At 61.9% G+C, this 15,216-nt stretch carries 7 protein-coding genes; 3 read left to right on the forward strand and 4 right to left on the reverse strand.

What is annotated here, in order from left to right; translation table 11 throughout:
• Positions 1-192 precede the first annotated feature (192 nt).
• Together ACIOMR_RS03740 and ACIOMR_RS03745 are read left to right on the forward strand one after the other, a co-directional pair.
• Positions 193-5,178: a YadA-like family protein gene (locus tag ACIOMR_RS03740; RefSeq protein WP_401192293.1), complete on the forward strand. Its 4,986-nt coding sequence runs from the start codon at positions 193-195 to the stop codon at positions 5,176-5,178.
• Positions 5,179-5,389: 211 nt separating this feature from the next.
• The gene (locus ACIOMR_RS03745; RefSeq protein ID WP_401192296.1) at positions 5,390-10,534 is read left to right on the forward strand and encodes a YadA-like family protein; all 5,145 of its coding nucleotides are present in this window, start codon (positions 5,390-5,392) and stop codon (positions 10,532-10,534) included.
• A 95-nt stretch (positions 10,535-10,629) separates the two neighbouring features.
• Here ACIOMR_RS03745 and ACIOMR_RS03750 read toward each other — a convergent pair whose 3' ends face one another.
• From ACIOMR_RS03750 to ACIOMR_RS03760, 3 genes are all read right to left on the reverse strand, one after another.
• A complete protein-coding gene (locus ACIOMR_RS03750) occupies positions 10,630-11,109 on the reverse strand; it encodes a hypothetical protein (RefSeq protein ID WP_023659022.1) in 480 nt (159 codons plus the stop codon).
• 290 nt (positions 11,110-11,399) lie between these two features.
• Positions 11,400-12,284: an SDR family oxidoreductase gene (locus tag ACIOMR_RS03755; protein ID WP_401192300.1), complete on the reverse strand. Its 885-nt coding sequence runs from the start codon at positions 12,282-12,284 to the stop codon at positions 11,400-11,402.
• A gap of 30 nt (positions 12,285-12,314) precedes the next feature.
• A complete protein-coding gene (locus tag ACIOMR_RS03760) occupies positions 12,315-13,067 on the reverse strand; it encodes an SDR family NAD(P)-dependent oxidoreductase (protein ID WP_401192303.1) in 753 nt (250 codons plus the stop codon).
• Positions 13,068-13,169: 102 nt separating this feature from the next.
• Here ACIOMR_RS03760 and ACIOMR_RS03765 point away from each other — a divergent pair, with 102 nt between their 5' ends.
• The gene (locus ACIOMR_RS03765; protein WP_158213533.1) at positions 13,170-13,751 is read left to right on the forward strand and encodes a TetR/AcrR family transcriptional regulator; all 582 of its coding nucleotides are present in this window, start codon (positions 13,170-13,172) and stop codon (positions 13,749-13,751) included.
• Between the two features lie 98 nt (positions 13,752-13,849).
• Here ACIOMR_RS03765 and ACIOMR_RS03770 read toward each other — a convergent pair whose 3' ends face one another.
• Positions 13,850-15,211 (reverse strand): DUF1329 domain-containing protein, encoded by a 1,362-nt coding sequence (locus tag ACIOMR_RS03770; RefSeq protein ID WP_087692969.1) that lies wholly within the window; start codon positions 15,209-15,211, stop codon positions 13,850-13,852.
• Positions 15,212-15,216 lie beyond the last annotated feature (5 nt).

A 15,216-nucleotide genomic window follows, 5' to 3' on the forward strand; every position in this document is an offset into this window, starting at 1 on the left:
CTCATACCTGACGATGTGTGTGCTACAGGGTGAGTTATTGTGAAAGTCACGTCGCGTTCAGTCTTGCCGTTTGCGTTCCTGCGATCAGCCCCGCTTAATCCAATTCGCCACGGGGTTCGCATGCGTTATTGTCATGCGCCTGATGCTTGTCAGTCCCGACACCGTCAACTGGATTGGGCGATATGGGGGGTGATGACCCTGACCGGCATAACGGCATTGCTGAGTGCAACTGCCCATGCCGGCAATGGTGTGCACATCAACGCGAATGCGGACGGCCAGTGCGTAAGTTTGAATGACCCGCAGAACAACGATGGCAATGCCGCGACGTATCTTGCGCAAAACCTGATCTTCAAGGATCAGGCCGCGGGCAAGTGCAATTCCGCGACTAAAGGTTCGCAGACCGATTCGGTACTGTTTTACCGTCCAGGGGGCGTTTCTGGCGTAGGGGCGACCTCTCTGACCCTGGGTGGCGAACTGTTCGTCAACAGCGGCCGGGTTATCCTCGGGCAGCCCGGCGGCAATATGGCGATTGGTAACGAGAGCACTCAAGCCAACGCCGACGGGGCTGCCATTGGTCATGGGGCCCAAGGCCTCGGCCGCTGGGGCATGGCGGCGGGGTTCCAGGCCAAGTCCCTGGCTGACTATGCCCACGCATTTGGTTATAACGCCCAGGCCTCGAATCAGTACGCCACGGCTATCGGCGCAAATACGACGGCGGCGGGAGAACGGGCCACGGCTGTGGGCGCCGGTGCATCGGCCAGTGGCGGCGGGGCTTTTGCCGCGAGTCGCGACGCCAGGGCTGACGGCACCCACAGCGTTGCGGTTGGATCTGAGGCCAGCGTGACGGCCAGCAGTAATGAAGGGGTTGCCTTGGGCAACAAGGCCAGCGCGCAACACAATTACGGCGTTGCACTGGGCAGTGGCTCAATGACGCAAAACTTGAAGGCGGTTGCGCCGGTGACGATCAATGGCACTGCATACAGTGTCGATAGTACGTCGGCCATGGGCGTGGTCAGCCTGGGTAATGCCAGCCAGACTCGCCAGTTGATCAACATGGCCCCCGGGGCGGTAAGCAACACCAGCACCGATGGCGTCAATGGCGCCCAGTTATTCGTTGCCTACGATGCGATCCAGAAGCTCGGGGATCGGGAGTTGGCGGCCACTCAGTCGGTGGCGGATGCCCTCGGTGAGGGTACTGCGGTCAAGGACGGCAAGGTGGTGCTGCCGGCCTTTTCCCTGACCAGCCTGGGTACTGGCGTGGCACAGCCCACATCGGTGGTGGGGGCGATCAAGGCCCTGGATCAGGCCCATAAAGGTACGCAGGAAGCCTTGAATGATGTTGATCAACTGGCCAACGCAACGGCAGGGCAAGTTCGTTTGGCGATGGCTGAGAAATACCTGCGATGGAGCGAGGACCAGCAGGCCTACACGGCCAGCGAAGGCGCCCGCCCTGAGAGCCGAATTGCCAATGTAGCCGCAGGTGTGGCTGCTACCGACGCGGTGAACAAGGGCCAGTTGAACGCAGTGGAAAGTATGGCCAATAACGCGAACAGCCTTGCTGCCAGCGCGCTGTCCGGTGCCAACGCAGCGATGGCCACCGCTGACGATGCCCGCAAAACGGCAAGCGCGGCGCAAGAGGGTGCCGACGCAGCCCTCCAAACGGCGGCGGGAGCACGGGCAACGGCAGATAGTGCGCAGAGCACCGCCAAGGACGCCTCTAGCTCGGCCGAAACCGCACAGAAAGCTGCAGAAGCCGCGCAAGGTTCTGCCACTGCCGCGATGGGGGTGGCATCAACCGCGCAGGCGACAGCTGATGCTGCCCAAGGCACCGCCAGCTCGGCACTGGGGTCGGCAAGCGGCGCGCAGCAACTGGCTCAGGCCGCACAGGCGGCTGCGGACGTGGCGGCGAATTCTGCAACGACGGCGCAGCGAACTGCAGAGACCGCAGAAGGCAAGGCGAGCTCGGCGTTGGCCGGGGCAGATGATGCCCGTAAGACTGCGGACGATGTGCGAGCTGCTGCCGATGCCGCTTTGGCCAAGGCCGACAGCGCCGAAAAGAGCGCAGGTGTGGCGCAAGGGACGGCCAGTACCGCGCTGGACTCCGCAGCTGACGCCCAAAAAACTGCCGAATCCGCCCGGGGAATCGCCGAACGGGCGCAAGGGGCCGTTGCGACTGCACAACAGACGGCCGAAACCGCACAGGGTGTCGCCAACACGGCCCTGGGCTCGGCAGCCACTGCCCAGAAGACGGCCGAAGCCGCACAAGGGGCAGCCACCACAGCACTGAGTACGGCGTCTGAAGCGCAAAAAAGCGCCGCGACAGCCCAAGGCACTGCCGATACCGCGCTGACCACGGCCTCCAGCGCCCAACAAGCCGCGAATGCTGCGCAGGGCTCTGCCGATAAGGCGTTGGACACGGCTGTTCGGGCCGGCGAAACCGCTACGGCCGCCCAGGGCTCCGCCGATGCCGCCTTGGCTGCAGCCGCCAGCTCTCACAAGGCTGCCGACGTGGCCCAAGGCACCGCTAATACGGCGCTGGACAAGGCCGCCGTGGTGCAGAAAAGCGCCGATGCCGCGCAGCTTACAGCCAATCAGGCGCTCAGCGCCTCCGAGGGTGCCGGGCAATCCGCCAACGCGGCCCAAAGCGTGGCGGATTCGGCATTGGCAACGGCGACAGGGGCGCAGACTGCCGCTCAATCGGCTCAGGATCGCGCGGATGCCGCCGTCAGTTCGGCGGCTGGTGCACAACAGGCCGCAAATGCCGCGCAAGGCACGGCGGATACCGCCCTTGGTGCTGCCTCCACGGCACAGCGCACGGCCGACGCCGCCAATTCCACCGCAGACCAGGCACTGAGCACGGCCTCCACGGCGCATCAGGCGGTCGAGAAGGCCCAAGGCACGGCCGATGCAGCGCTGATCGCTGCAGCCAGCGCTCAAAGCGCGGCCGGTAACGCCCAGGGTACCGCTGACGGCGCATTGGCTTCAGCGGCCCGGGCACAGCACGCCGCAGATGCTGCCCAAGGCACGGCTGACACGGCATTGAGCTCGGCTTCCGGCGCGCAGAAAACCGCTGAAACCGCGCAGAGCTCCGCCGATACCGCCCTGGCTTCGGCCACGTCTGCACGCAATGTGGCGGACAAGGCCCAGAGCACGGCGGACGCCGCTGGTCGCTCGGCAAACGATGCTCTGCAGGCCGCGACAACGTCACAGGCCAGCGCCGACAACGCTTTGGACGCTGCAAGCAATGCCCAGAAAGGGGCGGTCGCCGCCCAACACACCGCTGATGCGGCCAAGGCCACCGCCGATATCGCCACCGGCCAGCTCAAGGGCCTAGACGACGGCCAGACGGTTGTCCAGCGCATTGACGCGGCTATCCGAAGCGCCGCAGGTGTAGCCAGTGAGTTCGTTGCGAAGGCTCTGGGAGGAGGTTCCATCGTGGGTAGCGATGGCCAGCCGACGGCGCCGGCCTATGCCATCAGTCAGATCAATGCCGATGGCAGCATCCAGCCCGCTCCTCAACTCCATGACAACGTGGGCGCTGCCCTAACGGCTTTGGACCACAATGTCGGCACGGTCAACGCCGCCGTGAACCGCCAGGGCGCAGCACTCGGCGCCTTGGGTGAGGGCGTCCGGGCCCTGCGTGACGATAGCGTTGTGTGGGACGAGGCCAGCGGCGCTTATACCGCGGGTCGTGGCGCGGATCGCAATGAGCCGGCACGCATCGGTAACCTGGCGGCCGGTGTTGCACCAAGCGATGCCGTCAACAAGGGGCAACTCGATACCGTCGCGACCACCGCATCGCAGGCCGGCAGCGCCGCTGACGCAGCCCGGGCGGCAGCGGTTCGGGCCCAGGGGACGGCGGATGGCGCGATGGATGCTGCCGCCTTCGCCCAGACCGCCGCTGATGCCGCGCAATATGCGGCCGATACCGCTGGCGGCACTGCTGCTGACGCACGTGAGGCCGCAAACGCTGCTCACACATTCGCTAGTCAGGTTGGCCAGGTGGCGGAGCGCGCCGCAGCACAATTGCAGGGGCTGGAGGATGGTGAAACCGTGCTTGATCGCATACAGTCAGCGAACCACGCAGGCCGACAGGCATTGGCTGATGCGCTGGGCGGTGGCGCTGCCGTCAACGCGGATGGTTCGTTGAAAGCACCGGCCTACGCTGTGACCCGGATCGACTCTGAGGGTGGCCCCGTTGGCCAGGTCCAGGCCGGCAACGTCGGGCAGGCTATCGAAACACTCGACGCGTCGCTGAATGCAGTCAACGGCAAGGCCGACAAGGCCACAGCGAACATGGCCAGCTTGCGCGAGCAGGTGAACAACGGACAGGTCGGCCTGGTTCGCCAGGACTCCCTCAACCGGAACATCCAGGTGGCGCGGGACACTGACGGCGTTCGTGTCGATCTCACGGGTACGCAGGGACCTCGTGTTCTGACGGGTGTGAAGGAGGGTGCCTTGAGCGTCGACAGCACCGATGTCGTCAATGGCCGACAACTCCACGCCGTCGACCGGCAGGTCAAGCAGTTGATGCAACGAGCCTCCGGCATCGCCGTTGACACCCAAGGCAATGAAAAGGCAACGGTGTCGCCGGGTAGCAAGGCCGTGGCTATCGGGGCCAACGCCCAGGCCGGCAGTGAGCGCAGCGTTGCGGTGGGGGCTGGTGCTGTGGCCCAAGCGCCTCGCAGCACTGCACTGGGGGCTGGTGCCAAGGCCGATGCGCCGAGCAGCGTCGCGCTTGGCGCCGGCTCCCAGGCCCAGCGGGCGAATACCGTCTCAGTGGGTGCGCCGGGTGCGGAGCGGCAAATCACCAACGTAGCAGCCGCCAGCGAGGCGACCGATGTCGTCAATCTCGGCCAGGCCACGCAGATCTCCAACCAGGCCGCTGACCGTACCCTACGACAGGCCAATGCCTATACCGACAGCCAGATCAGTGCAGTGCGTCAGGATGCCTACGCCGGCATCGCGTCAGCGATGGCCATGGCTGCCTTACCTGTGGCGTCGACACCGGGCAGGAGCATGGTGGCCATGGGAACGTCGGTCTACGAGGGGCAATCAGCCTTGGCCGTCGGCCTCTCGGGGCGCACCGAGGATGGTCGTTGGGCGTACAAGGCCAATGGTTCGGGCAGTGCCCAAGGAAGTGTCGGGCTGGCGGTTGGCGTGGGTTACGAATGGTAGGTCCTGATATCGGCAGGTCGAGGGTCTGACCCTCCCTGCCGATTTAGGAGCAGTCCGATGTTCTCCACCAGCCTCACTGTCCACAATAACCCTCAGTAATCATTGCCCGCTGTCGTAGCGGCTACCACTCGTGGAACCCGTCTCAGCCATCGGATTGCCGTGGTGCCTTGTTTCGGTTCGACGCATCCGTCAATGTCTCAGGTAAGTCATCGTGAAAGTCACATTGCGTTTCGATTCGCAGGTCGCTTGTCCGCATGCTGTTCCTCTCAACTCACTTCGCTCCCTCATTCGCGGCTTCTACTGCCCCGAGTTTGCGGTCACATCACCCGGTTGGCCGACTCTCGGCCTGCTGACCCTTACCGGAGTTTCGGCGCTGCTGGGCGTGTCTGATGCCCGTGCAGGCAACGGTGTACACATCAATGCGAATGACAGCGGCGAATGCGTCAGTCTCAATGACCCCCAAAATACTTATACTGCAGGCACCGGGGCCGACAGAGCCTATTTGAACGAAAACTTGAATTTCAAGGATGGTCAGTCGGGGCAGTGTGACTCGAACGCCAAGGATGGCCAAACCGAGAGCGTGATGTTCTATCGGCCGTTAGGAACACCGGGTGTTGGTGCAACCTCGCTTTCCTTGGGCGGGGAGCTGTATATCAACGGTGGGCGGCTGATGTTGGGAGGTGTCAACGGCAGCATCGCGATTGGCCATTCCGGCATTGAGGTTGGCGCCCCGCTTGCCACTGATAACGGCTTTGCCTTCGGCCGCGGTGCCCAGAGTACAGCCGCCTGGACCATGGCCTTAGGTCTTACCGCCAGGGCCCGGAACCCCTATGCACTGTCGTTCGGGAATACCGCTACGGCCTCCAATACATTCAGTACTGCATTCGGTTCGGCATCCACTGCTTCAGGTGAGTATGCCACTACACTCGGCGCGAGCGCGCAGGCGGGCGGTGCGAGTTCGTTCGCCGGCGGGCGATTCGCAGTATCACGAGGGGACAACTCGGTAGCGATCGGCAGGAACGCGAGCGCATCGAACTTGGAAAGCCTGGCACTTGGTTACAGCGCCCAGGCCCCCCAGAGGGCGAGTGTCGCGCTCGGCAGCTTCTCGGCCACTGACGATCTGCGCGAAGTTACGCCCGTGACCCTCAATGGACGCGTCTACTCCTTCGAGCGCAACAGCGCGGTCGGCACGGTCAGCGGCGGCAGTGCGGCGCGATTGCGCCAATGGATTTTTGTAGCTCCAGGGGCGGTGAACGCCACAAGTACCGATGCCATTAACGGTGCCCAGTTGTTCTCGGGATATGAGGCGATTCGCCGTCTTGGAACACGTGAGACCACGGCCGGTGAATCGATGGCACAGGCCTTGGGAACCGGCCCGCTCGCCCAGGGCAATCGGATAGTACCGATACCACTTGTACTGACCAGCCTTGCCCCGGAAACACCGTCGCCCACCACGCTGCTGGGGGCTCTGTCGGCCTTGGACAAAGCGCACAACGTCACTGATGACCGCATGGGTGAGGTGTTCGATTCCGTCATGGATATCTCGGAAAAATCCCAGGTGTTGAGGGCGACCAGGAGGTTCTACTGGAACCCCCAGACGGGTGCGTATGACGCCGACAGGGACGCTGGCGTGCCCACGTCGATTATCAATATGGCTGCCGGCGTGGCGGTAACGGATGCTGTAAACAAAGGTCAGTTGGACAGCGTTGAAAGCAGCGCCTTGCGTGCACAGCAGGCGGCCGGCACCGCCACTGCTGCTGTGGACAAGGCTCATCAGGTGTCGTTGGCGGCAAAGGATGCCGCCGACTCATCGTTGGCACAGGCCAACAATGCCTCCCAGGAGGCAGCGGGTGCCCTTGCCGCCGCCAATCAAGCCCAGGGCAGCGCCAGCGCGGCGGCAAGCGCCGCCAGCAAGGCCGGTACGACCGCCGCCAACGCGCAAGCGGTAGCTGAGCGTGCCGACGTTGCTGCCGCAAGCGCTCAGCATTCGGCCCAGACCGCCCAAGGCGCCGCCACGCAGGCACACGCCAGCGCTACGACGGCGCAGGCTCTGGCCAGCGCGGCGCAAACCCGTGTCAAGGAAGTGGGAGATGTCGTGGACAAGGCTGCAGCTGCCGCGACAGCTGCCCTGCGCTCGGCTGATGCCGTCTCGGATGCGGTCACTTCGGCGCAGGCTGCTGTAGCGAATGCACAAGACCGGACGGACCAGGCTGCCACTGCGGCTTCAAGTGCAGAGGAGAGGGCCGATGGTGCACAGCGCGCTGCGGATGCGGCCTTGCTTGTGGGCAGGGAGGCCGACGTGGCCGCTGAAACCGCGCAAGCCACTGCCGGCCAGACCCTGAACGCGGCGAACGCGGTACAGGATGCAGCGGCTACCGCTCGTGAAATCGCCGATCGGGCTGCGGGGCTCGCGTCGACCGCCCAGGGTGCCGGTAAGGTCGCCAAGGACATGGCTGACAGAGCTCAGGACACGGCTGCGGGCGCACTCAGTGCGGTCGACTCGGCGCAGGTTTCAGCCAACGCCGCACTGAACGCGGCGACCGCCGCCCAGACAACGGCAGCCACCGCCCGGCAAACAGCTGACACGGCAGGTGCAGCGGCCGTCACAGCGCAAACCGATGCGCAGAATGCCCAAGGGACCGCAAAAAACGCTCACGAAACCGCCGCTTCTGCTCAAGACCTGGCCGATGTCGCCCAGCGTGGTGCAGACAGCGCGTTGGGTGCGCTGGAAAACGCTCAGGCCATCACCGACGGGGCCCAAGGCACTGCCGACCTCGCGTTGTCTTCAGCCTTGCAGGCGCAGCGGTCTGCGGATGCCGCGCAAAACACTGCAGGCGCTGCGCAGGGCTCGGCTGCCAGTGCGAATATCACTGCCATGGCCGCACGCAACAGCGCCGATACCGCATTGGGCGTCGCGTCGACAGCACGAGAAGCAGCCAGCGCTGCCGACACTACCGCCAGCCGGGCGCTGAGCCTCGCCACCGTCGCGCATGCTTCTGCGCAGGCGGCTCAAAGCCGTGCCGACACCGCTTCCGACGCGGCGTCCGGCACACAGCATGCCGTGCTGGAGACTCAAGCCAACGCTGAAGCTGCGTTGGGTGCGGCATCCACCGCTCAGACGGCTGCGCAGACCGCGCAGAGCGCCGCCGACCATGCGTTGCTGAGCGCCTCGCAGGTCAATCAGAAGGCCCTGGCTGCCCAGAGCCGCGCCAATGCGTCTCTGGATGCGGCAAACACGGCACAGCGTTCGGCCGACACGGCCCACACCACAGCACAGCAAGCGAACAGCGCCAGCATCGATGCGATGAGTGTCGCCGTCGTAGCGCAGTCCGACGCCGACCAGGCGCAAGGCGTAGCGACGCAGGCAAGTCATCGAGCCGCTGCAGCACAAACGACAGCCGGCACGGCGTTAAGCGTCGCGTCGGTCGCTCAGCGAACGGCCGATAATGCCCAGGGCACTGCCAACGCCGCCCGGTCCACCGCTGATGTGGCTGCGATTCAGCTCGGCGGCCTGGACGGCGGGCAAACGGTGGTAGAGCGCCTGGACTCGGCGGTAAAAGCCGCTGCGGGCGTGGGTCGCGAGACCATCACTCGGCTGCTCGGAGGTGGCGCTACCGTGGACGCTGAAGGCCAGCCTACGGCACCTGGCTATAACATCCCCCTGATCGCAGCCGCTGGCAGTGCTCAGCCTGCAACCAGCCACGACAATGCAGGTGAGGCGCTGCACGCGGTGGCGGGCAATCTCTCCACGCTCAACGATGCCGTGCGTACCCAGGCCACTGAGCTGGACGCGCTGGTGGATAACATCCAGGGCCTGCGCGATGACACGTTGCAGTGGAGTGGTATCGACGGGGTCTACAACGCAGGCCGCGGTTCAGCCAGCGAGCCGGCCCGCATCGCCCGGTTGGCTTCCGGTAGCGCACAGGCTGATGCGGTGAACAAGGGTCAGTTGGATGACGTTGATCGCGCGGCGGTGGCAGCTCAGGGTGTTGCCCTGGCTGGGAAAACCATGGCTGACCAGGCGCAAAGCGTAGCCGTCGGTGCGACAGGAGTCGCTGCCATTGCACAGAGCCGCGCGGAGGCGGCCAAGGGCAGTGCCGAGGCCGCACAATCCGCTGCTGCTACTGCCCGTGATGGCGCCAGCGCAGCGCACGCCAGTGCAACTCTTGCCGGCCAGGTCGCGGACCAGTCAGCCGCCAGGCTGCAAGGTATCGCCCAAGGCGAAACGGTTCTCGGGCACATCCAGGTCTCCGCTAAAGCACATGACCAGTTCCTGGCTACCGCCATGGGCGGCGGCGCGAACGTGAACGCCGACGGTTCGACGAGCCCTTCCACCTATGCAGTGACGCAGTCTGGCCAGAACGGTGCCGAGGCTCAGTTGATCAAGGTCGACTCCATCGGGCAGGCATTCGGTCTACTCGATGACCGTATGGTGGCTACCGACGACCAATCGAATGCCATCAATGCGCAAGCCGAGACACTGCGCAAACAGATGGACAACGGTGAGGTGGGGCATGTCCGCCAGGATCCGGTCAGTCGTGACATACAGTTGGCCGGCATTGCTGATGGGGCCCAGGTCGACATCAGTGGCAGCCAAGGCTCGCGCACGGTGGGTGGCGTTGAGGACGGCGAGGTCAGTTCTACCAGCCTCGATGCCGTCAACGGGCGCCAACTGGAGGCAGTGAATCAGCAGGCCAGGCAATTGGGCCAGCAGTCTTCCGGTATTGCCGTGGATGCGAGCGAAGCCGGCGACAACGTATCCACGCGTCCGGATAGCCAATCGGTTGCGCTCGGGGCACAGACTCAGGCCGAAGGCGAGCGCAGTGTCGCCACCGGTGCTGGTGCCACTGCTCAGGCGAAACAGAGTACTGCGCTGGGTTCGCAAGCAGGCGCCAACGCGAAAAATAGCGTGGCGCTGGGGGCGGGGTCCCAAGCCACACGTGCCAGTAGCGTGGCAGTCGGTGCGTATGGCGCCGAGCGTCAGATCAGCCATGCAGCCGAGGCTGTGCAAGGCACGGACGCTGTCAATTTCCGCCAGGCAACTCGGCTTTCGAACCAAGCCGCCAATCGGTCGCTAACGGAGGCCAACGACTATACCGACCGCCGCGTCGGCAGCCTGCGGCAGGACGTGTACGCCGGTATTGCGGCGGTGATGGCCACCGCCGGGTTACCGGTTGCGTCCTCGCCGGGCAAGTCGATGGTGGCAATGGCAACGGCTGTGTACGAGGGTGAGCCCGCTTTGGCCATCGGGTTGACGGCGCGCTCCAGGGGTGGGAAGTGGACCTATCGCGCGACAGGTGCGGGCACCGCGCAGGGAGATTTCGGACTTACGTTGGGGCTTGGTTATCATTGGTAGTGCACTAGCTGCCGATAGGGCACAGCGGTAGCTTCCAGTCAGTAGCTACCCGTCACGACGGGTGCTATCGACCCAACGCAGCCATCCGCTCCTGACTATTGGGTTAATGCACCCACGTCATTCACCAGTGTGCGCCAGCCATCCTTTGCCTCCTGCTCCGAGGTAAAGACTTGCACTTTGGGATGCCAGAACGCCCCCTCGATTACGATGCATTCCAAGGTAGAGTCCTGAAACGTAAAGACATAGTGGATAGCATCTTTCATGAACCGCTGTTTGTCGTGTCGAGGATGAATGGCGTTCCTTTGCTCAAGCTCTGCTAACCAAGGCGAATTATCTATTCGATGAATTTGGTAATGCTTTAGGCCAAGTCCAATGAGCGGATGGCCGCCCAAAGCTTCGTCGTTTGGCGAACCGAATTGGATTTTCTTTACTAGCGGAAAATGAACCACAGCTATTTCTTCTCCGGTGGTGTAATACCGTAAACATAGTTGCGTGTCCGTGGCGAACACCACTGGTTCAGGCGACGTACTTGGCTGTGGCCAGGAGTCGAGCAGCACTACGGTCGCTAATGACATGCGGGAACCTGATGAATGAATGGGTTATAAACAGAGTGCGAGAGCGACTCGTTGTCGTCAAACCTTTCTGATCGCGACCGACTGCTTCTGGCCGATTTCTGCCTTTCACATTGGGCAGAAAAAATCGGCCAAAAGCGGCCGTCAGGTGTTTACGAAACTAGGGATGATTCATTTACGTGCGCCGTGCGAGTTACCTAATGTGCTAATTCTGATATCGAAAACCGAGCATGACCTCACATCAGATTCTCGCTATTTGCTCCTTATCGATCTTGTTGAGCGAAGCTAAGGCATCATAGTGACTCATTTACAGCGCTATAATTTGAACCAATGAACTCCAGGCAACTGATGGGACGTCGGCCGATCAAGTGCTCCAGATCACCGGTAATCTCCTCGAATTCACCTGTATTCACCGCAGCGATCCACTCGTGCAAAAAGTCAGCAACAGGAGCGGGGATGCCATCACCGACTAGCCTTGCGGCGAGCACTTCCTTCGACACGGTCTGATAAAGGACTTTCCTACCAACGACCTCTGATAATGCCGCTGCTATTTCTCGGAATGAAATCGCTTCACTGGCACCAAGGGTATAGGTCTTGCCCTCGTGGCCTGTTTGGGTAAGGATCAATGCGTTGGCGTACGCTAGATCTGCTCGTGAAACTAGCGTTGCACGGCCATCACCTGCGGTAACTTGAACACCATTGGAGGCCCAGTGTGCTCCCAAAAAGTATGGCACTGAGTCCTGGTACACACTATTGCGTACAACGGTGTAAGCCAGCCCGCTGTCTACCAACGCCTGCTCAGTGGCAAGGTCCGATTCGGTCACCATCGAGATCAGGTTGACTGACCCGGTTTTGCGCTGGATCGACGTATAGACTAGGTGGCTGACACCGGCATATTTTGCCGCCTGGATGATGTTAAGGTGCTGTGGCAAGCGGTCCGTGAACGCAACTGCCGAAACCATCAGCACCTTCTCGATGCCCTCAAATGCTGCAATCAGGGACGATTGATCCAGATAGTCGCCGCGCCGAACTTCCACACCTTGCGCCGACAGTGCCTGAACCTTGCTAGGATCTCGGACCATCGCAACCAATTGGTTCGCTTCCGTGATTTGCAGCAGTGCTTTCAGGGTTTGAGAGCCCAATTCGCCAGAGGCGCCTGTCACCAATATCTTGCCCATGATTGACCTTCTGTTAGTGAGTAAAAGGGATCACACCTGTGCCCAGCCGCCATCAACTGGGATTTCAGCGCCGTTGATGTAGCTGGCACCGTCGGATGCCAGGAAAACGGCTACTTTGGCAATCTCATCGGGTTGTCCGACGCGCCCAACCGGGATCAGTTCGGCGAAGAGGCCAAGCATGGCCTCTGCAGCTTCCTTGTCCGGCGCCGCACCCTTGAGGCCGGGGGTTTCAATGGCTCCCGGGCTGATAACGTTCACTCGAATGTTGCGATGCTTAAGGTCGAGCATCCAGCCGCGGGCGAAACTGCGGATAGCTGCCTTGGTGGCGGCATAGATGCTGTTGCCGGGCATGCCTTTGCTGCCGACCAGTGAAGAGACCAATACAATGCTGGCCCCATCACTTAGTAGTGGCAGCAGCTTCTGAACGGTAAACACCATCCCTTTTACATTCACTGCGAACAGACGGTCGAAGGACTCTCCGGTGATCTCGCCAAGAGGTGCGCGCTCAAGAATTCCAGCATTGGCAAACAGGATGTCCAGTCGCCCCGCCTGCTTGCCGACAACCTGCGATACGCGCTCCAAATCAGTATCGTTGGAGACATCCCCCTGAATCGCCACAGCCTGTTCGCCGATCAAGGCAACGGCATCATCAAGAGCAGCCTGGTTTCTACCGGTAATGAATACCCGAGCACCTTCGCGTGCGAAGCGCTTTGCCGTGGCCAGGCCCAGGCCGGAGCTACCTCCGGTAACCAACGCTATTTTTCCAACAAGTGTCTGCGCCATGTTTTCACCTCACTAGTAATTTAGTGATCACTACATTACGAGTGCTAGCGAGGCAGGTCAAGCTCATAATAGAATGATCGCTAAATTATTAGGAGGTAGGCGATGGCACGTCCAAGAAAGTTTAACGAGGACGCCGTTCTGGACAAGGCCACAGATATTTTCTGGAGCAAAGGCTACGACGGCACCTCTGTGGCGGAATTAACCAAGGCGATGGGTATCAGCGCCCCTAGCCTTTACTTCGCCTTTGGCAGCAAGCGCGGGTTGTTTGATGCCGTGCTTGAACGCTACGACCAACGCAGGCTCGCCCACCGTGACTGGATCCTGGCTGCACCTACAGGCCGCGAGGCCGCCAGGCGAATGCTGATAGGTGCCGTTGAGTGGCTCACCACTGCAGACGAGCCTTTGGGTTGCCTACTGGTTCAGTCGGGGCTTGCGAACGGCTTGGCTGAATGTGATGTGGCTACAGAACTCAGTCGTCGACGTAACCGTATAAGAGCAATGCTGCGCGAGCGTTTCGAGCTGGCGCAGCAGCAGGGTGACCTGGCCAGCACACAAGATGCCGACGCACTAGCACTTTACATTCAGACTGTGTTCGACGGTCTGTGCCTGCAAGCCGCTGCGGGAACTGTGCGACAGCAACTGGAGACTGTTGTGGCTCGCGCATTGATGAGCTGGCCTGTGTAAGTAACCTGGTGCGCCTTGAAGCAGAGTGGCAGGTATGAAGCCGCCAGCTGTGCTGGCGGCCAACCCTCTTACTCTGTCTCGACCATACTGACGATGCGTTAACGAATGCCGTCGTTGCGCAAGGCGGTTGGTGTGTATTCTGCCGCGACGGCCTTGAAGCCGATGTCCATGCTGTCCTTCTCTTCGTTACGCATCCCGGAGACTAGGTAGCGGCCGTTGATGAGGTCATACAGGGCTTCGACACCCATCCACGGAATCTTCTTGTCGTACAGCGGCGTCATGAAGCCCTCGGCAGTGCGCCACAAGGTATTGCGTGCATCGTAGTGGTCGGCAAGGGCGATTTGCCAGCTGTCCTCATCAAAGTACAAGACGCGTTTTGCATAGACATGACGCTGGTCAGCCTTGAGGTCGGCCTCAACCACCCATACTCGGTGCAGCTCATAGCGGGTGATATCGGAGTTAATGTGCCCCGGCTTGATCACGTCGGTGTACTTCAGTGCGGGCGACTCCAACTGAAAACTGTTGTAGGGGATGTAGATTTCCTTTTTGCCGAGCAGCTTCCAGTCGTAGCGATCCGGTGCGCCGTTGAACATGTCCAAGTTATCTGCCACCCGTTGGCCGTCCGAGGCTGGGTACGGGCCGTCGTAGGCGATCTGTGGTGCACGTCGTACGCGACGTTGCCCGGCGCTGTAGATCCAGGCCATGCGCGGTTCCTTCACCTGGTCTAGGGTTTCATGGACCAGAACCACATCGCCGGCCAAACGGGCGGGCGCAGTGACCAATTGCTTGTAGTAGAACAACACATTGCCCGGATTCTGCGGATCGAAGTCTTTCAACTGGTCGCGATAAGTAAACTGCTGCTTGAAGTACACCGGGTTGAAGGTGCCGTCTGCCAGTGGTGTGGCCTGGACGTGGGTACGCCGCACGCTGCCGCCGCGATAGCGGGTGATATGATTCCACACCACCTCTAGCCCATTTTGGGGAATAGGAAAGGGCGTGGCGATTTCAAAGTCCGACAGGCCGTTGCCGCCAGATATAAGTGTCGACTTTACTGCGTTCCTAGCGATGGCCTGGTTTACGTTCTCGGGCAGGGCCGCGCTTCGATGGCTGGGGAACACCCGCATGTGGAAGCTGTCGGGGTAGCGCTTGAACAGGGCCAACTGACCCGGCGTCAGTTTGTCTTGGTACTGGGCGACATTTTGCGGAGTGATGGTGAACAGCGGTTTTTCGGCCGCGAAGGGGTCACTGAGCGCACCATTGGGCCCTGCGCTGCCCGCGTTCTCGGGCAGCCCGCCGGTCCATGGGGGAATGCTCCCGTCGGCGTTGCCGGCTTTTTCTGCACCGACGGGCGTCAGGCTGTTGCCCAGCTTCGCCGCTTCACTTGCTGGTACTGCAGCGTGGGTCAGCGTGGCTGTAGCAAGTAGGGTGAGTGTAGTGGCAAATAAGGTCAGAGTTTTCATTGTGT

Origin of the sequence: Pseudomonas sp. NPDC087814, from assembly GCF_044742865.1 — a bacterium.
GTDB lineage: Bacteria > Pseudomonadota > Gammaproteobacteria > Pseudomonadales > Pseudomonadaceae > Aquipseudomonas.

Excerpts from the sequence above, each read along its gene's own strand:
- ACIOMR_RS03740 (WP_401192293.1), top strand. The coding sequence starts at position 193 with ATGACCCTGACCGGCATAACGGCATTGCTGAGTGCAACTGCCCATGCC.
- ACIOMR_RS03750 (WP_023659022.1), bottom strand. The coding sequence starts at position 11,109 with ATGTCATTAGCGACCGTAGTGCTGCTCGACTCCTGGCCACAGCCAAGT.
- ACIOMR_RS03755 (WP_401192300.1), bottom strand. The coding sequence starts at position 12,284 with ATGGGCAAGATATTGGTGACAGGCGCCTCTGGCGAATTGGGCTCTCAA.
- ACIOMR_RS03760 (WP_401192303.1), bottom strand. The coding sequence starts at position 13,067 with ATGGCGCAGACACTTGTTGGAAAAATAGCGTTGGTTACCGGAGGTAGC.
- ACIOMR_RS03765 (WP_158213533.1), top strand. The coding sequence starts at position 13,170 with ATGGCACGTCCAAGAAAGTTTAACGAGGACGCCGTTCTGGACAAGGCC.
- ACIOMR_RS03770 (WP_087692969.1), bottom strand. The coding sequence starts at position 15,211 with ATGAAAACTCTGACCTTATTTGCCACTACACTCACCCTACTTGCTACA.